The 19,395-nt window shown below is 71.3% G+C and carries 13 protein-coding genes and 1 pseudogene; 6 read left to right on the plus strand and 8 right to left on the minus strand.

Annotated elements, in window-relative coordinates:
• Positions 1-667 precede the first annotated feature (667 nt).
• Together ACQEVM_RS37355 and ACQEVM_RS37360 are read right to left on the minus strand one after the other, a co-directional pair.
• A complete protein-coding gene (locus ACQEVM_RS37355; protein ID WP_433086996.1) occupies positions 668-1,003 on the minus strand; it encodes a type II toxin-antitoxin system PemK/MazF family toxin in 336 nt (111 codons plus the stop codon).
• A gap of 773 nt (positions 1,004-1,776) precedes the next feature.
• Positions 1,777-2,010, minus strand: coding sequence for a hypothetical protein (locus ACQEVM_RS37360; RefSeq protein WP_433086998.1), 234 nt, complete (start codon positions 2,008-2,010; stop codon positions 1,777-1,779).
• Positions 2,011-2,481: 471 nt separating this feature from the next.
• On the opposite strand from ACQEVM_RS37360, the gene ACQEVM_RS37365 reads away from it, so the two are divergent.
• Complete coding sequence (locus ACQEVM_RS37365) at positions 2,482-2,757, plus strand: DUF6233 domain-containing protein (protein WP_433087000.1); 276 nt, start codon at positions 2,482-2,484, stop codon at positions 2,755-2,757.
• A gap of 195 nt (positions 2,758-2,952) precedes the next feature.
• On the opposite strand, the gene ACQEVM_RS37370 is transcribed toward ACQEVM_RS37365, so the two are convergent.
• Complete coding sequence (locus tag ACQEVM_RS37370) at positions 2,953-3,141, minus strand: hypothetical protein (protein ID WP_433087002.1); 189 nt, start codon at positions 3,139-3,141, stop codon at positions 2,953-2,955.
• A gap of 493 nt (positions 3,142-3,634) precedes the next feature.
• Between ACQEVM_RS37370 and ACQEVM_RS37375 the strand changes: the two genes are divergently transcribed.
• Positions 3,635-4,051, plus strand: a complete 417-nt coding sequence (locus ACQEVM_RS37375; RefSeq protein WP_433087004.1) for a hypothetical protein — start codon at positions 3,635-3,637, stop codon at positions 4,049-4,051.
• Between the two features lie 244 nt (positions 4,052-4,295).
• Here the strand turns inward: ACQEVM_RS37375 and ACQEVM_RS37380 are convergent, their stop codons facing one another.
• From ACQEVM_RS37380 to ACQEVM_RS37395, 4 genes and pseudogenes are all read right to left on the minus strand, one after another.
• Positions 4,296-4,481, minus strand: a complete 186-nt coding sequence (locus ACQEVM_RS37380) for a hypothetical protein (RefSeq protein WP_433087006.1) — start codon at positions 4,479-4,481, stop codon at positions 4,296-4,298.
• 91 nt (positions 4,482-4,572) lie between these two features.
• Positions 4,573-4,767: a hypothetical protein gene (locus ACQEVM_RS37385; protein ID WP_433087008.1), complete on the minus strand. Its 195-nt coding sequence runs from the start codon at positions 4,765-4,767 to the stop codon at positions 4,573-4,575.
• A 645-nt stretch (positions 4,768-5,412) separates the two neighbouring features.
• Positions 5,413-5,601 (minus strand): annotated as a pseudogene (locus ACQEVM_RS37390) (DUF6211 family protein); the annotation flags it as partial.
• Between the two features lie 253 nt (positions 5,602-5,854).
• A complete protein-coding gene (locus tag ACQEVM_RS37395) occupies positions 5,855-5,983 on the minus strand; it encodes a hypothetical protein (RefSeq protein WP_433087009.1) in 129 nt (42 codons plus the stop codon).
• Between the two features lie 940 nt (positions 5,984-6,923).
• On the opposite strand from ACQEVM_RS37395, the gene ACQEVM_RS37400 reads away from it, so the two are divergent.
• The 3 genes from ACQEVM_RS37400 (at position 6,924) to ACQEVM_RS37410 (ending at position 9,028) form a co-directional block, all read left to right on the plus strand.
• Positions 6,924-7,349, plus strand: a complete 426-nt coding sequence (locus ACQEVM_RS37400; protein ID WP_433087011.1) for a hypothetical protein — start codon at positions 6,924-6,926, stop codon at positions 7,347-7,349.
• A gap of 324 nt (positions 7,350-7,673) precedes the next feature.
• A complete protein-coding gene (locus ACQEVM_RS37405; protein ID WP_433087013.1) occupies positions 7,674-7,829 on the plus strand; it encodes a hypothetical protein in 156 nt (51 codons plus the stop codon).
• 1,058 nt (positions 7,830-8,887) lie between these two features.
• Complete coding sequence (locus ACQEVM_RS37410; protein WP_433087015.1) at positions 8,888-9,028, plus strand: hypothetical protein; 141 nt, start codon at positions 8,888-8,890, stop codon at positions 9,026-9,028.
• A gap of 3,917 nt (positions 9,029-12,945) precedes the next feature.
• Here ACQEVM_RS37410 and ACQEVM_RS37415 read toward each other — a convergent pair.
• The gene (locus ACQEVM_RS37415; RefSeq protein WP_433087017.1) at positions 12,946-13,299 is read right to left on the minus strand and encodes a hypothetical protein; all 354 of its coding nucleotides are present in this window, start codon (positions 13,297-13,299) and stop codon (positions 12,946-12,948) included.
• Between the two features lie 4,006 nt (positions 13,300-17,305).
• On the opposite strand from ACQEVM_RS37415, the gene ACQEVM_RS37420 reads away from it, so the two are divergent.
• A complete protein-coding gene (locus tag ACQEVM_RS37420; protein WP_433087019.1) occupies positions 17,306-17,641 on the plus strand; it encodes a hypothetical protein in 336 nt (111 codons plus the stop codon).
• The last annotated feature ends 1,754 nt before the right edge of the window (positions 17,642-19,395 follow it).

Below are 19,395 nucleotides of genomic sequence, written 5' to 3' on the forward strand. Positions count from 1 at the left end.
CGCCTGTCTGGACGGTGCTTGACGATCATCTGCTCCACAGCGCTCCGCGTGGTGCACGACCTGATGCGGGGCCGGCTCTCCGAGCGGGCCCCGGTACCGACGATGGCGCGCCTCTCGTGCCCGGGGAACTGTCCCTCGCTGTCGGCCCGGCCTCTGCGCCATTACCTGGCGCGCGTTGGGCAACGGAAAGCTACCGACATGACAACACGGTCGCCTTCGGATCCCCGGCCTTCGGTCCTCCTCAACGTGGGCCGCCTCGGCCCTGGGCAACGCCAACCGCAAGAGCCAGGCACGGGCCGACGCTTCAACTTCGCTGGGTCATGGATGGTCAGGGCATGCTGACCGTCACCAACCGGCGCGCCTTCCTCGGACAGGCGCGCGGCTACCTGGACCTGAAACTGGTCGGGCCTGACCTCCGTGGACCTGGCGGGCCCGGACGTGTTCCAGTGCTCGTTCCACGACACCCACACCGGCGGTTACAGAACCGTGCAGCTCCACACCCCATGGGCGTCACTGATGTTCGCGTTGGCCGCGCCACTCCACCTTCCCGGCGCACCCGCGGTTGACCTCCGGCGGGTGGCTTCCCCCGGACTTCGAGGCACGGTGCGCTGCGGTCGGCGCGCACTGCCCCACCGTGCGGTGACGCGACCGAGCGCAGCGCACGGGTTTACCAGTCGAGTTCGAGGCGTAGCTGTAACAGGCGGGCGAGGGCGAATTCGACCTGGGCCAGATCGGTCTTGTTCAGGTGATCGACGGCTTCCCCGATCACGTATCGGGTGTCGATGGTGCGGACCTGGTCGGTGAGGGCGAGGGTGTCGCGGCCGGCGATGTGCAGGCGGGGCCGGAAGACGGCATCCTGCGCGCTGGTGGAGGTGGGGACGATGACCACGGTCGACCACGACTCGGGGTTCTGGCTGAGGACGATGCCGTACCGCTTGCCACGCTGCTCATGACCGCGCTTCGCGTCGCCGAGATCGACGCGGTGGACGGACCCCCGGATCACCGCTTGTCCGCCCGGCGGGCGGCGATGGCGCGCAGATGGGCCATTCGCCAGGATACGGCGCCTGTCGGGCTGGGGCGGGTTGGAGCCTTTGCGTCGGCCCACGCTTGCATCAGGCTGGAAGCGGTCAGAAGCCGTGTGTCGGCGGCGATCTGCGCGGCAGCGTGGGGATGGCTCCCTAGGCGTTTGGCCTTCATCAGAAGTGCCTGATCGCCCGTATTCAGTACAAGCGTCGGCCTGGGCGAAGAAGGATGCGCCCCGTTCCGTGTCCAGAAAGTCGACATCGGATGTGGCCAGGGAGAACGACATTCTCCCGACGGGATGGAGCACTGGCGTGTCGGTCGGGGACAGCGGCGACACCGGCGGGTGAGGCTCGTGGGTGTGACGGTCGCTCGGGTCTCCGTCTTCGTCGTAGCCCCAGTCGTCGGGGTCCTCGGAGAGGTTCTCGCCGCTGGCGGCGATTGCGTTCCATGTCCTGGCGGGCCTGGTCGTCCCACTTCTGTCGGTCGAGCGCGCGCAGGGCTCGGCGCAGGACGTCGGAAGTGGACTCCTCGGGCCGTTTGTGGGCCTGGATGATCTCGTTGTCGGCCGGTGTGGGCCGGAATCCCACGCTCATGATTCGAGCGTACAACGATTGTCCAACACGGGGGGATTCATGCCGCAGGCCTCGACCCTGGGCCGCTCACCGCTCGGCCGGCGGGTACTGCCATGCGGTGCCGGTACCCGGTGGAAGGGTGATGAGGCGGCCGTCGACGACGCGCTTCTCGACGGAGGGCTCACAGCCTGCGGCGACGGCGGCCCCGGTGAAGCCCGACGCGGGCCGCAGGGGTGTGGGGGTGCTCCCGCCAGTAGGGGTGATCGCCGATCCGGATGGAGAGACGGAACAGCCGCTCGTCGAGCTCGGCCCGCTCGGGGTCCGGGAGCGGCGTGGCGCTGAGCGCGTTATAGGTGCGGATGCTCTCCTGTTTCAGGTGGATCAGGTCGTCAGGGAAGAGCCAGGTTTCGGCCATGTCCTGATTACAACACGAAATCGAACAGGCGTATGATTGCGGTATGGCCATCGACTACCCCCCTCGTCTTGTCGCGCTGCAAGCGCAGCTACACCGCGTCCGTTCCCAGCACGCGGAGCTCTGCGCGACACTGCCGTGGTCGGCGGACCCGCTGGAGGGCTGGCAGGCGCGGGAGGGTGTCTACTCCCACCGCGGCGACGTCGAGGCCAGTCCCGGCTCACACGTCGGAGCAGCGCGCACGGAAGGCTGCCTTCGAGCGTCGACTGAGCCGGCTGGCCGGTCCTGGTGCTGACCGATCCGTACTGGACGACGCTGGAGCGCGGGGACGTGGTCGAGGCGCGGATGGGTCTCAAGCGCGCCCACCTGGTTCCAAGGGGCGTAGTCGTGGACCTGGCGGGTACGCCCAGGTGGCTCCCGCCGGACTTGGAGCGCGCCTGCGGACGGTGGAGACGCTCCTGTCGGTCCTCCTCGATGAGACTCGTGCCCGGATCGTCGCGGTGGAGGCTGAGGAGCGGGTGCGCGCGGACGCGGCCCGGTATCGGCCGCCGGTGGTGGAGTGGGTCATCGAGTACGGGGATCGACGCGGCCGGCCGCTCGGTCCTCGTCCACACCGGTGACTGCCCGCTGGTCTCCGGTCGCTCCCGCCCGGCCACGCGCGCGCAGGCGGTCGAGGCGCTGCGGGACCCGATCGCGCGCGCCTGCGAGATCTGCCGGGTGGACTCGGCCCTGGGGCTTCTCGACGCCTGAGTACACCCCGGCACCGCGCCCGGGCGACGGGGTGTTCGGCGGTCGGCGGGGGTGTCCCTGCTCATGTGCAGTCGGTGAGCCCGGTCAGGTCCGGTTCGCACAGCTTGCAGGTGCGGTATTCGCTTGCCGCCTCGGCTGCCGGTGTGCTCGCCGATCCATGAGGCGGCCTCGTGCCGCGGCCGGGCGGCCATCTGTTCACGGACGTTGTCCAGGCTCACCACACCGCGCGCGGGCAGGGTCGATCAGTTCGAGGACGGCGGGCAGTTCGACGCTGACGCCCCAACCGTCGGTCCAGCGGCGTTCGGGCGGGAAGTCCATTCCCCAGGTCGTGCGGATGTCGGCGACCTGGTCGCCGGTGCCGAGCGGGACCGTCATCAGCTCCATGTTGGGCAAAGCTCGGGGGTTTCATTGAATCGCGCCGCGAATCAGCCGGCAAGTGTGCCGCATCTGTGCTTTAATTGACGTGTTTGGTGCGGGGGAGGGCAAACCCCCAATCCGCTCGATCGGGCCTGTGTCCGGTCGGCCCCCTTCATGTCGAGGAGTCTTCGGGTTATGCGGTGGTTTGAGGATGTTCGGCCGGATGATCGTGTGGTGGTTCGTCTGCCGCGTGGGTCGGTGTCGGCGACGGTGGCCTACGTGGTCGAGGATCGTGTGGGGCGTCTGGCGGGGGTGGGCGTGGCGCTGGACCGGGGTGGTCCGGTGCGGGAGGTGGCGCGGGATGTGGTGTGGCCGCTCGACCCGCAGGTGGACGGGTGGGGACACCTCCAAGCCTCGTCTGTGGCGGCATGAGGGGGGTTGGTTGTTCTGGCGGGGCGGCCGCCGGTATCTGTTGTCCCGGTCGCCGGGGTGTGAGCGTGAAGCCTGGGATTGTGTCGGGTTGTTCGAGGGGGCGGCGGCGGAGCGTCAGGTGACGTGGCGGTGCCGGTCGCGGGCGGCGGCGATCACGCAGGCGTTCCACAAGATCGCGACGCGCGCGGTGGTCCGTTTTCACTGGGACGGGTACCACCCGTCGATGCACGGGAGCGGGGTGGCGCCGGCGTGTCTGACGATGCGGGGGTTCGAGGCGTGGCGGGTCTCGCTGTCGACGTGGGAACTCTCCCTGGACGGCGTCTTGGTGGGGTCGGTCGACTCCGTGGACGGTGGCGGTTGGCGGTCGTGGATGCATGATTGCGTGCGCCGGCTCGACGACGGTGAGGACTATGAGTTGAGCCGGGTGCCGCGCAACCCGGGAGGAAGCGTTGATGACGATCGTCGAGGAGTTCCCGTTCGCCGACGACGAGTGATCGGCGTGTGACGTGGCGAGGCCCCCATCATCCGGGCGGATGGTGGGGGCCTCGTCGTGTCTGCGGGTGGCTTCCGATGTGGCGGCGGGTTCGGCCTGGCCCCTGCGATCGTGGGTCGTGCGGGCGTTGGGGGCCCGGGCCGGGTGCGGGCGTCGTGGGGGGGCTGAGCGGTTCTTGCCCGGGGAGTCGGATCGTGTCCCGTGGGGGTGTCAGATACTGCGGCGGCCGTACTCCTCGGCGCCGCTTCGGTGGTCCTCAGTGGCGGGGGCTGATGCGGCCGTCGGTGAGGATCCATCCGTAGCGCCGGCGGCGGGAGTCGGTGGCGTAGGTCCAGCCGATGAGGGTGTCGCTCTGGTCGGTGAAGGGCTTGAAGCCGATGGCGCCCGGGTGGCGGCTGCCGGCCTGGTGGCGGGCGGCTTGCTCGTCGAGGATCTCGCTCACGGTGGCTCCTGGGCTGGTGCGCGGGCCGGGATCGGCTCGCGGCGCGTTGTGTGTCGTTCGCTGGTGGTTTCGTGCTGCCGCGGGGGTGGGGTCAGTGGTCGGGGGTGGTGAGGGGCCAGTCGGTCGGGGGGATGGGGGCGAGGCCGGTGGTGTCGCGGTGGGCTTCGTCGGTTCCGCAGGTGGTGCAGATGGGTTGGGTGCGGTGGGTGTGCAGGCGGGAGTGGGCGGGGCGTTCGCCGATGGGTTGGGCGCAGCGGGGGCAGGGGCCGGCGTGGTGGTCCGTCACTTCTGCTCCTGGTCGCGGGCGGCGAGGAGGATTTTCCGCCAGACGGCGGCGGACGTCCCGGGGTGCTGTTCGTTGAGGCGTCGGGTGGTGCTGGGATGGCGCTTTCGTCGGGGTGCTTGGCGATGATCTTGCGGGCGGCGGTGAGGCGGGGGTCGTTGGAGTAGGAGGTGCCGTCTCGGGTTCCGGCGGGGCGGCCGGCGCCGGCGCCGCGCAGGGTTTCGGTGGGGGCCGGGTGTCGGCGTAGGCCTGGGCGGCGTCGCGGTCCCACAGGGGGCCCCAGCGTTCGGCCGCGTTGGCCCACTCGGCGGGTGGGGGGAATCCGGGCGGCGGTACGTCGGCGGCCCTGCTGATCCATCCGTGGTCTTTGAGTCCCAGGATGCGGAGCGAACTCGGATCCGCCGATCAGGTTCTGGCGCCGGCGGTCCCATGCCTCGAATTCGTCGGCGTCCCATACGAGGGTCTTGCCTCGGCGCTGGGCGGGCGGGTGGTTGTTGTTGGCGCGGTTGGCCCACAGGCGTTGCAGGGCACGGACGTTGTAGCCGTGGGCGGCCGCGAGTTCCTCGCGGGTGAGCAGTCGGGGTTCGGTGTTCTCGGTCATGGCGGGGTTCTCCTGGCGGTGCCGGGGCGGGGGCGGGGCGTGGCGGGTCAGGGGGTGGGGTTCCAGGTGCGGGTGTCGGTGGTGGTGACGCGGGTGGCGAGGGCGATGTCGTCGAGGGGGACGGCGGCGGCCCAGTCGTGGTGTTCGGGGTGGTCGGCGAGGTGCCACAGGGTGTAGGTGCCGGGGGGTTCGGTGTCGGCTACCAGGTAGGGGGTGCGGGGGTCGGCGCCGAGCCGGTTGTCGGGGTGGGAGGTGTACGTGGTCGTAGGGCTGTGGAGTGTTGTCGGTGCGGGGGTTTACACCATGGGTGGTGTCCTTTCTGCGTGCCGTGAGGCTCCGCAGTGTGAAGGGGACGTTGCCCGGCGGCCTTTTGCCCATTGCGCCGCCGGGCGCTTGATTTCGGTCGCGGCCCTGGGGTTCCCCGGGGCCGCGACCTTTTCGTTTGTGGAACGGGCGCGGGCCGGCTTCGGGCACGGCCGCGGCGGGCTGTCAGCGCCTGCGGGTCCGGCCGGTGTCGGTGCGCCGGCGGGCCTGGGCGGCGGTGTGGTCCGCGGGCCCCGGGCGGCGAGCTCCGCGGCCGGAGACGTCGCGGGGGCCGTGTCGGGGGTCATGGTGCATGGCTGGGCTCCTCGCGGGTGTGAAGGGGCTTCGAGCGCTGCCGCGCCCGGGTGCCGGTCGGGGTTTACCCTCCCCTCGCAACGACGTTTATTAAAGCACTGATGCGGCATTGTTGCTAAGCGGTTCGGGGGTTGTCGCGGGTGCGGGTGCTCGTGTCGGCGGTGCGGGTGGGGTCCGGTTCGGTGGTTGGGGGCGTGTCGTGGCCTGTGGGGGTGGCGTGGAGCGGGGGCGAGATCCATGTGGCGGGGGCGTGGGTGTGGGTGTGGTGGGGGAAGCGGGTGGAGATCGGTGGTCGGGGGGGCGCGGCGGGGCTGGCGAACGCGGCCGGGGCCAGGGAGCTCGCGGGGCCATAGTTCCAACTGCTGGTGGTGGGCGCGGTGGAGCGCGGCGATCCGCTCCGCGACGGCCGTTGCCTCGGCGTCGACCTGGTCGGCCGGCTGCTCCGTGGCCCTGCCGGAGCTGGTGGTCGTGCGTCGGGTGTCGGTGGTGCGAATCGTGGTGGGTCGGGGGGCCGGTACGTCGGGGCAGTGTCCGCCCTCGTTGTCCCACTGCTCGGTCGCCGCGTGCTGCGCGGCGGGTCTTGCGCGCGGTGGTTGCCTGTTCGGCGAGGGTGACGGGCCGCCGGTAGGTGCGCATCGCGGAGGGGTCGAGTGGGGGCAGACGGCGGGCGGCGGCTTTCTTGTCGTCGCGGCGTTTGTATCGTTTGGCGACGCGGGCGTAGCGGGCTTCGTAGGCGGCTTCGGTCGCTGTTGTGGAGGCCGGCGGGGTGCAGCCGCGCGTATTCCAGCGCGACGGCGCCCATGGGGGTGGGGGTGAGTACGCGGGTTCCGTCGGTCTGTCGTTCGGCGGTGAGGAATCGTGCGGCGTACAGGGCTTCGGTTCGGTCGCGGCTGATCTTGCGGCCGCCGCTCCACTGCCCGGGTCGGGGTGCTCTCCAGGCTTGCCGATCCCGCCAGTACAGGCGCCCGTCGGTGGCGGCTTCCAGGACTCGGACGTGTCCGGCCGTCCAGCCGAGTTCGGGCACGTAGGCCTGGGCGAACCAGCGGTTGTTCTCGGCGTGCCGGCGGTTGTCGTGGTCCATGCCGGTCGCGGCGCGGGCCTCGGCCTCTTCCTGGGCTTCGGCGCGGCGGCGCTCGTTCTCGCGTTCGGCGAGTTCCCGCGCGGTCAACGGCCGTTCGAGTTCGGTGCGCAGTGCGGCCGCGGTCACCTCGACGCCGGCGGCGGCTTGCGCGCGGATCGCCGCGTCGACGGCGCCGCCGGCGTAGCCGATGACGACGTGGTCGGCGACGTCGCCGTTTTCCCCATTCGGCTGTCCAGTTGGCGAACTTTCTTGCTTGGCAGGCTTCTTTGTGGGCGGCGTGCATGATCTGGTCGAGGTGGGTGTGGTGTTGCCGGATCGGCTCCGGCAGACGGCGTTCATCGCCTCGTCGGCGGCGGCTTCGGCGAGCGCGGCGGCCGTGCGGGCGACGCGAACGCCTGTACGTGGCCGCGGCTGGGGGTCCTCGGCGACGGGACGTTCTTCGGTGTGGATCATGCCCTTTCCTGCGGGTGAGGTCGGTGCGGGTGGGCCTGCCTGCGAGGCCTGGGCGGGCCGGTCCGGCGGGGTCGGGCTTTCTGCGCCCCCCGCCGGACCGGCCGGCTTGCCTTGCGGGTGGGTCAGCTTCGGGCGCGGTCGAGGATTTCCCGGAGCGTGATGTTCGTCTTGAAACGGCTGGCCCATGGCGGTTTCGGCGTCGGCGTACTCGGTGAAGAGTTCGGGGTTGAGCTGGGCGGAGCGGATGAGGTCGTCGGTGTGGGCGAGGGGGCAGGCGCGGCAGCTGAGGCGGCGCGCATGCCCTGGTCGTAGGCCTGGTGGTGGGGGAATCGCGTTGTCGCGGTGGATTTTCCAGACCTGCTCGGTGGTGAGCTGGTGAAATCGGAAGCCATGTGGTGACCGGTGCGCAGGGTGCCCTTGCCGGTCATCCGGTGTTGCTCGATGGTGGGCTTCTTCGCGCGGGGCGGCGGACTCCTCGGCGCGCATGCCCATGGCGTAGCCGGCGCGGGGCGGGCGTCCGAGCTGGAGTTCGGCGCCGACCTCGTCGACGTAGCCGCGTCCGACGGCCGTCTTTCAGGTCGGAGGTGCAGTACCTGGCGAAGTGCCCGGGCCAGCGGCCGTGGGACCGGATCCGGTCCCAGAGGGAGTTCCATCGGGTGCTGCGTCGGACGGCGAAGGGAACGCCGTAGAGCTGGGCGTTGCGCGCGGGCGACTTCGAGGGCGCCGGGCCATTCGACCAGGGTGGCCTCGGGTGGTGCGTCCGAGGTCGCAGTGGAGCACCCGGATTCTTGTGGAGTTGGCCGACGGCGTCGGCTTGCGTGCACACCTCGTGGACGGTGGCGCCGCTGTCTTTGCCGCCGCTGTCGCCGATGATCACGATGTCGTGGGCGTCCCAGTCGGAACTCGGCGGCTTCGTTGCCGGTCGTCGGCGGTACGGGGGTGTTCGAGTTGCGCGTGGCGGCGCATGTGATGGCGCAGGGCGGAAGGTTGCGCATGGGCTGTCTCCTGGTCCCTGAGGTAGGGAAAGGTTCCGGGCGGGTTGGGGCGCGCGGTTCCCTGGCCCGGTTCGGATGGGGGGAGGGGCGTTTCCGGGTCGGGGGTAGACCGGTCTGGCTTCGGCGGGTTCGCGGGCGGGTGCCCGGCGGCGGGGTGTGGGGGGCTCGGCCGGAGTGTGGGCGCGCACGGTGGGGGTGGCGACGGGTGGGTGACGGCTGCCGGGTGGTGGCGGGGTGTTCGGTGCGCGGCGGGGGTTGGGAACCGCGGTCTGCCGTCGCGCTTCGGCGTTCGCGGGCCCGCCACGACCGGAGGGGGCGCCACCCGCCGGCGGCGGGCGGGTGGTGCGGGGGAAGGTTCTCGGGGGCGGGGGTCAGATGGGGAGGGCTTTCGCGGATGAACTGGGCGGTGGCGGTGCGCCGGTGGTCTCGGGCGCGGCGGCGGGCGTCGTCGCGGGTGTCGGCGTGGACGTTCAGGGCGCCACACATCGGCAGAGTGCCGCGCTGGTGCCGCTGTAGAGGAGACCGTTACGGCGGCCGGGCCTGTTTCAGGCCGGCGCTGGCGTGTCCTGTCTCGCTGGGGCGTGTCCAACCTTGGGGGGTGGTGGTGTGGGTGCTGTGGTCTTGGGCGTGCATTGCGATGAGCGCGGGCAGGGTGAGGCGGGCGCGGCCTTGGTCGTCGGTGATGAATCCGCGTTCGTGCAGGCGGGCGCTGGCTGCCGGGGGGATGCGGTGGAATCCGGTGGTGACGACCTGGCGGTCGGAACTCCGTCTCGAACTTGGCGCGCTGGCCGGCTGTCTGGATGAGTTCGAGGTCTCGGCGGGTGGCTTCGGTGAGTCCTCGGACGGGCGTCTGCGGGGTGAGGATGAGGGAGCGTGGTTCGGTGAGGATGCGGTTCTCGTCGCGGGGGTCGAAGCGCCGGTAAGGTCCAGTTGACGGCCGACGCTTCCGTCGGGCGCGGCTTCGACGTCGTAGCCGCGGCGCACCGCTCGCCGGAAGCAGAGTGATCGCGTGGGACTCGGTGGCGGTTGCCTCGCGTACGAATTCCTGGGTGAGATTGAGTCGGAACATGTGATCTCCAAGGTGGGGTGGTGGGGGCGCTGCCGTGCGGGTGGGGCCGGCGCAAGGGGGTGCTGCGCACTGGTTCCAGGGGGTGATGTGGGCGGCGCCTGGCGGGCGGTGCGGGGGCGGCCTTCGCTGAGGGGGGCGGAGCTGCGAGGGGTCGTCGCGTTACTCCGCGATGGGCCGGCCGTGCCTAGGGCGTGCGGCATCGGGGCCGGTGCGCGCCTTCGGTTGGGTGACGGCGACTCGGCCGGCCGGGCGGTGCCTGCGGACTGTTATGCGGTGATTTTCCTCGTGGGTCACGCAGTCGCCCCATTTGGCCAGTACGTCAGCCGGGGACCGGTCCGCACACGCGGCGCCTTGTGCGGCTTGATTGATGCTCGGTGCCGGGGTCCAGATCGGGGCCGGCCTTTCGGCCGCGACCCTGATGATCTCGCGGACTTCGGACTCAAGGTGGCGCCGTTCTTCCACGCGGGCGAATCATCAGGGCCTGTGCCTCGATGCGGCTTCGGATCGGGCGGCGGTCCGGGTGCCGGACCTGCCTCGGCCTTGCGCCACTGCTTCGGGTTCTTGCCGAGATCGGCCGGGGGCAATGTGCTCGCGGGTGATGTACCACTCGCCCTTGTGCTGTGCCACCCAGAAGCGTCGACCGCGCCATGAGGGCGTGACCTCCCACCGGTACAAGGCCCCGGCGCCGGCCTCGGCCCAACACAGCACCACCCGCGCGGAGTCATCAGGGTTTCCGGTCGGGGGGGTCGTTCGGTTGTTCATGGTCGCTCCTCCTCGGGTGGGCGTGGGTGAAGTGGCAGGTTTTCGTGGCGGCGACGGCCCCGTGCCCGGCCCAAGGGGTGTTGCGCACTGGGGCAAGCGGAGTGGTGTGGGCGGCGTCCGCCGGGCTGGTGGTGGGGGCGGCCTGGGCGGCGGGAGTAGTGACCGCGGCGGGTCGTCGCGCTTCTCCGCTGCGGGCCGGCCGTGCCTTGGGTCGGGAGGGAGGATCGGCGGTCCCGGGCGGGGCGCGGGGTGGGCCGCGGCCCCGGTGCGGGCTCACCGCTGTTTGGGTGACTCGGGCCTGTCCGCGCGGCTTTCTTGTAGTCGGCGAGGGTCACGATTCCGGCGAGGGTGCGGTTCCCCATTTCGGCGGTGGATCGGTCGGCATCGAATGACCAGCGTGTAACGCGTGCCACCGTGTGACCACATGACGGAGAGGACTGCGTTTCGCCTGTCCGCCGTGGTGGTTGTCGTGGGCTCGGCCGGTGCACTCCACCTCCCAAATGCCGACCAAGGTGTCGTTCGTCGAGGGCGTGAGTGCCGGCGCGCAAGACCACGACCCAACCGGCGGATTCGGCGGTGCGGGCGAAAGAGGCGACGGCGGCGGGGGTGTCTCTGGGCGGGTTGGCGGTCGTCCACTGGCAGTACTCGCCGAATCCACCATGCGCGGTCGGTGACGGACACTGCGGGGGCGGTCGCCTTCGTCTCGGACTCGGGGGCGGGCCGGCCCTGCTGCGGGCTGGGGTGAGGATGCCTGCGGGTGTTCGCGCTGGATGCCTGTTCACGGTTCGGTCCTCATCGGTTCGGTGCGGGTGAAGTGGTAGGCGTTCGACGGAGGGGGACCGCCCCCCTGCCTGGCGCGGGCGGTGCTGCGCACGGGGCGGGGAAGGGGCGGTGTGGGCGTCGGTTGCCGGGATGGTGTGGGGGCGGCCTTTCGCGGCGGGGGTTGGATCCGCGGTGGGTCGTCGCCCACCGCCGCACGCTGTGAGCGGGTCTGGCCTTCGCGGCCGCCGGCCTGGTCGTCGCCGGGGCCTGGGCCGCTCGGGCGCGTAGGGGGCTTGCCTCGGGTTCCCGGAGCGCGGCACGGTGGGCCGGCCCCGGGGTGCCCGGGGGTGTGTCAGGTGGTGGTGTCTGCGGGGGCTGCCGGACGTTGCAACACGGTGTGGAACGGGCCACTTGCTACGGGGCGCCGTGCCGGCTCTTGAACATGCGGTGGGCGGCTTCGAGCATCTGGTCTCCGATGCTCCGGTTGAGGCGTGGGGGCCATGCCCTTGTGCGTTCCGTCGAGGACCCGGACGGTGAGCTTGGATCGTCCGCCGTTGTTTGATGAAGTGGATCCGGGTCACGGTCCCCGGCACGTACTCGCGGTCGGTGTGTGGTGCCATACCCAACCCTCGTGGTCGTCCGCCTCGGGGAACGTCCACCCGGCGGCGCGGCGGCGGTCGGTGCGGGCTCCGGCGCCGGCTCGGGTACGGGGGCCGTCTCGGGTGTCTCGTCGTCGGGCTCCTGCTCCGGGGTGGTGCGGGCGGCGTCCAAAGAGTTGGGCGAGGAATCCGGCAAGGGGGTTCGAGGGAAGGAAGGACGGTCCGTGTGCGACTCGGATGGTCAACAGGTCACCGGTCGCGGGCGACTGCAACGCGGCCAAGTCCCTGGAGGTAAGGCCACAGTCCCGGGTAGCTGATGCCTTCGCGGATCGTCCCGTCCGCGAACCGGGTGATCACACCGGTGATGGGGCTCCACTCGATCCGCCGGCCGAACGGAGCGGCCAACGAAACTCGACCTCGGTCACGCCCCGGGTTGTCGCAGAACTCGAAGCGTCGCAGCGTGGTGGCAAAGGGCGTCCAGCAGGCACGCGGCGGTGTCGGTGGTGTCGGAGCGGGGGGAGTCCGGCTGCGGCGGCGTCACGCCGGGCGTACGGAAAGGATCATCTGGACTTCCAGGTTCGACCACTCCCACGGTCCCCCGGGGTGGCAGTGCTGACCGGTCCACTGGGCATTCGTCGGCAAGGGCCAGGAGCGGGGGGCGCTCGTCGGCGGCGGTGTCGGGGTGCTGGGCGCGGGCCTTGGCGTAGGTCGCGATGACGAACAGTTCGGTACGGGGGTTGAGCGTCACGGGAACTCCAGGTGTGAGGGGCTGAGCTGAGGTGGTGGTGCGCACTCGGCGCGGTCCTGGCTGCCGATCGGCGCGTGCCGGGGATCAGCTCCGGGATTCCGGCGCGGGCGGGCCGGGATGACGGCCTGTCGTCGCGTTCCGCAGCTGCGGGCCGATCGGGGTTTCGCGGGCCGGCCGGCCACGGCCGGCCCGCCCGCTTCCGGGGCGCTGCGGCGCCCCGGAAGCGGCCCGTCTGCGTCGGGTGCCTGCGGGACCCGACCGATGGTCGGTTCCGGGGGCGGGGCGCGGCGTGAGCCGCGCCCCGGCGCGGTCTGTCAGCGCTTGTGCTCGGGGCACTCGTATACCGCGCGGTAGTAGTCGGCGTGTGCGACCTTGACGAACCGAACGGTTCCCGGGGGCTCCGCACGGGGGGTGCCCGAACTGGCTCGTGAATCCCGGTTCCGTGGGCTGATTCCTGCCGTAGTAGATGACGCGGACCCGGCGCCACGTGGCGTCACACGATCCGTAGGTCTTGTGGACGCTGTTGTCGGGGGCGCGGGTTACTGCCGTGCGGCCGCATCTCGGCGTCCCTTTCGGCCTCGTCGGCCTCGTACTGGCGGCGGGCCAGCCGTACGGCGTGATTGGTGCTCGTCGCCTCAATGACAAGGAAGTGCAAGGGGGACTGAGACTCGTCCACTCCTTCCGCGATCCACTCTTTCCGGGCCTCGTAGACGGTGCGGTCGGTGGGCGCGGGTTCGGCCAGCAGGATGCGGCGGGGGTGAGAGAACCTGGGCTGCTGGCGGCGGTAGGTGTACTCGTCGTCGGCAACGACGAAGTAGGTGCGCAGCTGCTTGGTCGAATGCACCATTGGGGGTGTGTCCTTCGAAGTTGTCGGGTGCCTGCCGGTTCGTGGCGGGGGAGGGCTCGCGGTTCTCGACGGGGTTCCGGTGGCTCACAGCGCGCCCCGGTCCCGGAGGTACGCGCCGAACTCAAGCGCGATGCTGGTGTCGCTGTTGGTGGGGATGCGCCGTGCGATCCCGCCGTTCCCGGTGGCCGTTGCGCAGTACGCCGTAACTGGCGGCCGATGGCGGGGACCCGGACGAGAGACCGTGATCGGTCACCGCGAATGCCGGACGGCTTCATGGGACCGTCGGTTCCCGTCGCCGGCCCGACGCTCGCTCGCTCACCGAGCAGCCGGCCAGGGCCGGCGCCTACATCGGAGGCGGCGCCACGCCACGCACCGGCCGCCAGGGGCCCTTGCCCGCGCCCGCGTTCGCGCTCCCCGCACGCCCCGCCCACCCGGCCGGCGACGAGGACGAGGAGGGGGACGCCGATCCGGTCGGGTGCGGCCGGGGCGCCGGGGGCGCCGCCGGCCGATGACTACGGCACCGACCTCATGCAGGCCCGCGCCATAGCCGGCTACTCGGGAGGCGGATTCGCCATCCGGGCCGACAACCGGTCCGGTCACCGTCGACGAGGCCGGCCCAGGCCGTTGTTAGTCCCACGTCCAGACCCATTCACGGTTCTCTACACGCTCCGCATCCCCGCCATCGGCCGCCAGTACGGCGTACTGCGCAACGGCCACCGGGACGGCGGGATCGCACGGCGCATCCCCACCAACAGCGACACCAGCATCGCGCTTGAGTTCGGCGCGTACCTCCGGGACCGGGGCGCGCTGTGGAGCCACCGGGAACCCCGTCGAGAAACCGCGAGCCCTCCCCCGCCACGAACCGGCAGGCACCCGACAACTTCGAAGGACACACCCCAATGGTGCATTCGACCAAGCAGCTGCGCACCTACTTCGTCGTTGCCGACGACGAGTACACCTACCGCCGCCAGCAGCCCAGGTTCTCTCACCCCCGCCGCATCCTGCTGGCCGAACCCGCGCCCACCGACCGCACCGTCTACGAGGCCCGGAAAAGAGTGGATCGCGGAAGGAGTGGACGAGTTCTCAGTCCCCCTTGCACCTTCCTTGTCATTGAGGCGACGAGCACCAAATCACGCCGTACGGCTGGCCCGCCGCCAGTACGAGGCCGACGAGGCCGAGAAGGGACGCCGAGATGCGCCGCACGGCAGTAACCCGCGCCCCCGACAACAGCGTCCACAAGACCTACGGATCGTGTGACGCCACGTGGCGCCGGGTCCGCGTCATCTACTACGGCAAGGAATCAGCCCACGGAACCGGGATTCACGAGCCAGTTCGGGCACCCCCCGTGCGGAGCCCCCGGAACCGTTTCGGTTCGTCAAGGGTCGCCACACGCCGACTACTACCGCGCGGTATACGAGTGCCCCGAGCACAAGCGCTGACAGACCGCGGCCGGGGCGCGGCTCACGCCGCGCCCCGCCCCCGGAACCGACCATCGGTCGGGTCCCGCAGGCAACCCGACGCAGACGGGCCGCTTCCGGGGGCGCCGCAGCGCCCCGGAAGCGGGCGGGCCGGCCCGTGGCCGGCCGGCCCGCGAAAACCCCGATCGGCCCGCAGCTGCGGAACGCGACGACAGGCCGTCATCCCGGCCCGCCCGCGCCGGAATCCCGGAGCTGATCCCCGGCACGCGCCGATCGGCAGCCAGGACCGCGCCGAAGTGCGCACCACCACCTCAGCTCAGCCCCTCACACCTGGAGTTTCCCGTGACGCTCAACCCCCCGTACCGAACTGTTCGTCATACGCGACCTACGCCAAGGCCCGCGCCCAGCACCCCCGACACCGCCGCCGACGAGCGCCCCCCGCTCCTGGCCCTTGCCGACGAATGCCCAGTGGACCGGTCAGCACTGCCACCCCGGGGACCGTGGGGAGTGGTCGAACCTGGAAGTCCAGATTGATCCTTTCCGACGCCCGGCGTGACGCCGCCGCAGCCGGACTCCCCCCGCTCGACACCACCGGACACCGCCGCGTGCCTGCTGGACGCCCTTGCCACCACGCTCGCGACGCTTCGAGTTCTGCGACAACCCGGGGCGTGACCGAGGTCGAGTTTCGTTGCCGCCGCTCCGTTCGGCCGGCGGATCGAGTGGAGCCCCATCACCGGGTGTGATCACCCGGTTCGCGGACGGGACGATCCGCGAAGGCATCAGCTACCCGGGACTGTGGCCTTACCTCCAGGACTTGGCCGCGTTGCAGTCGCCCGCGACCGGTGACCTGTTGACCATCCGAGTCGCACACGGACCGTCCTTCCTTCCCTCGAACCCCCTTGCCGGATTCCTCGCCCAACTCTTTGACGCCGCCCGCACCACCCCGGAGCAGGAGCCCGACGACGAGACACCCGAGACGGCCCCCGTACCCGAGCCGGCGCCGGAGCCCGCACCGACCGCCGCCGCGCGCCGGGTGGACGTTCCCCGAGGCGGACGACCACGAGGGTTGGGTATGGCACCAACACCGACCGCGAGTACGTGCCGGGGACCGTGACCCGGATCCACTTCATCAACAACGGCGGGACGATCCAAGCTCACCGTCCGGGTCCTCGACGGAAACGCACAAGGGCATGGCCCCCACGCTCAACCGGAGCATCGGAGACCAGATGCTCGAAGCCGCCCCACCGCGCATGTTCAAGAGCCGGCACGGCGCCCGTAGCAAGTGGCCCGTTCCACACCGTGTTGCAACGTCCGGCAGCCCCCGCAGACACCACCAGCCTGACACACCCCGGGCACCCCGGGGCCGGCCCACCGTGCCGCGCTCCGGGAACCCGAGGCAAGCCCCCTACGCGCCCGAGCGGCCCAGGCCCCGGCGACGACCAGGCCGGCGGCCGCGAAGGCCAGACCCGCTCACAGCGTGCGGCGGTGGGCGACGACCCACCGCGGATCCAACCCCCGCCGCGAAGGCCGCCCCCACACCAATCCCGGCAACCGACGCCCACACCGCGCCTTCCCCGCCCCGTGCGCAGCACCGCCCGCGCCAGGCAGGGGGGCGGTCCCCCTCCGTCGAACGCCTACCACTTCACCCGCACCGAACCGATGAGGACCGAACCGTGAACAGCATCCAGCGCGAACACCCGCAGGCATCCTCACCCCAGCCCGCAGCAGGCCGGCCCGCCCCCGAGTCCGAGACGAAGGCGACCGCCCCCGCAGTGTCCGTCACCGACCGCGCATGGTGGATCGGCGAGTACTGCCAGTGGACGACCGCCAACCCGCCCAGAGACACCCCCGCCGCCGTCGCCTTCTTTCGCCCGCACCGCCGAATCCGCCGGTTGGGTCGTGGTCTTTGCGCGCCGGCACTCACGCCCTCGACGACGACACCTTGGTCGGCATTTGGGAGGTGGAGTGCACCGGCCGAGCCCACGACAACCACCACGGCGGACAGGCGAACGCAGTCCTCTCCGTCATGTGGTCACACGGTGGCACGCGTTACACGCTGGTCATTCGATGCCGACCGATCCACCGCCGAAATGGGGAACCGCACCCTCGCCGGAATCGTGACCCTCGCCGACTACAAGAAAGCCGCGCGACAGGCCCGAGTCACCCAACAGGCGGTGAGCCCGCACCGGGGCCGCGGCCCACCCCGCGCCCCGCCCGGGACCGCCGATCCTCCCTCCCGACCCAAGGCACGGCCGGCCCGCAGCGGAGAAGCGCGACGACCCGCCGCGGTCACTACTCCCGCCGCCCAGGGCCGCCCCCACACCAGCCCGGCGGACGCCGCCCACACCACTGCCGCTTGCCCCAGTGCGCAACACCCCTTGGGCCGGGCACGGGGCCGTCGCCGCCACGAAAACCTGCCACTTCACCCACGCCCACCCGAGGAGGAGCGACCATGAACAACCGAACGACCCCCCCGACCGGAAACCCTGATGACTCCGCGCGGGTGGTGCTGTGTTGGGCCGAGGGCCGGCGCCGGGGCCTTGTACCGGTGGGAGGTCACGCCCTCATGGCGCGGTCGACGCTTCTGGGTGGCACAGCACAAGGGCGAGTGGTACATCACCCGCGAGCACATGCCCCCGGCCGATCTCGGCAAGAACCCGAAGCAGTGGCGCAAGGCCGAGCAGGTCCGGCACCCGGACCGCCGCCCGATCCGAAGCCGCATCGAGGCACAGGCCCTGATGATCGCCCGCGTGGAAGAACGGCGCCACCTTGAGTCCGAAGTCCGCGAGATCATCAGGGTCGCGGCCGAAAGGCCGGCCCCGATCTGGACCCCGGCACCGAGCAATCAATCAAGCCGCACAAGGCGCCGCGTGTGCGGACACGGTCCCCGGCTGACGTACTGGCCAAATGGGGCGACTGCGTGACCCACGAGGAAATCACCGCATAAACAGTCCGCAGGCACCGCCCGGCCGGCCGAGTCGCCGTCACCCACCGAAGGCGCGCACCGGCCCCGATGCCGCACGCCCTAGGCACGGCCGGCCCATCGCGGAGTAAACGCGACGGACCCCTCGCAGCTTCCGCCCCCCTCAGCGAAGGCCGCCCCCGCACCGCCCGCCAGGCGCCGCCCCACATCACCCCCTGGAACCAGTGCGCAGCACCCCCTTGCGCCGGCCCCACCCGCACGGCAGCGCCCCACCACCCCACCTTGGAGATCACATGTTCCGACTCAATCTCACCCAGGAATTCGTACGCGAGGCAACCGCCACCGAGTCCCACGCGATCACTCTGCTTCGGCGAGCGGTGCGCCGCGGCTACGACGTCGAAGCCAGCGCCCGACGGAAGCGTCGCCGTCAACTGGACCTACCGGCGCTTCGACCCCCGCGACGAGAACCGCATCCTCACCGAACCACGCTCCCTCATCCTCACCCCGCAGACGCCCGTCCGAGGACTCACCGAAGCCACCCGCCGAGACCTCGAACTCATCCAGACAGCCGGCCAGCGCGCCAAGTTCGAGACGGAGTCCGACCGCCAGGTCGTCACCACCGGATTCCACCGCATTCCCCCCGGCAGCCAGCGCCCGCCTGCACGAACGCGGATTTCATCACCGACGACCAAGGCCGCGCCCGCCTCACCCTGCCCGCGCTCATCGCAATGCACGCCCAAGACCACAGCACCCACACCACCACCCCCCAAGGTTGGACACGCCCCAGCGAGACAGGACACGCCAGCGCCGGCCTGAACAGGCCCGGCCGCCGTAACGGTCTCCTCTACAGCGGCACCAGCGCGGCACTCTGCCGATGTGGCGCCCTGAACGTCCACGCCCGACACCCGCGACGACGCCCGCCGCCGCGCCCGAGACCACCGGCGCACCGCCACCGCCCAGTTCATCCGCGAAGCCCTCCCCATCTGACCCCCGCCCCCGAGAACCTTCCCCCGGCACCACCCGCCCGCCGCCGGCGGGTGGCGCCCCCTCCGGTCGTGGCGGGCCCGCGAACGCCGAAGCGCGACGGCAGACCGCGGTTCCAACCCCCGCCGCGCACCGAACACCCCGCCACCACCCGGCAGCCGTCACCCACCCGTCGCCACCCCACCGTGCGCGCCCACACTCCGGCCGAGCCCCCCACACCCCGCCGCCGGGCACCCGCCCGCGAACCCGCCGAAGCCAGACCGGTCTACCCCCGACCCGGAAACGCCCCTCCCCCATCCGAACCGGGCCAGGGAAACCGGCGCCCGCCAACCCGCCCGGAACCTTTCCCTACCTCAGGGACCAGGAGACAGCCCATGCGCAACCTTCCGCCCTGCGCCATCACATGCGCCGCCACGCAACTCGAACACCCCGTACCGCCGAACGACCGGCAACGAAGCCGCCGAGTTCCGACTGGGACGCCCACGACATCGTGATCATCGGCGACAGCGGCGGCAAAGACAGCGGCGCCACCGTCCACGAGGTGTGCACGCAAGCCGACGCCGTCGGCCAACTCCACAAGATCCGGGTGCTCCACTGCCGACCTCGGACGCACCACCCGAGGCCACCTGGTCGAATGGCCCGGCGCCCTCGAAGTCGCCCGCGCGCACGCCCAGCTCTACGGCGTTCCCTTCGCCGTCCGACGCAGCACCCGATGGAACTCCCCTCTGGGACCGGATCCGGTCCCACGGCCGCTGGCCCGGGCACTTCGCC

Origin of the sequence: Streptomyces sp. CA-243310, assembly GCF_050936775.1 — a bacterium.
Classification (GTDB): Bacteria; Actinomycetota; Actinomycetes; order Streptomycetales; family Streptomycetaceae; genus Streptomyces.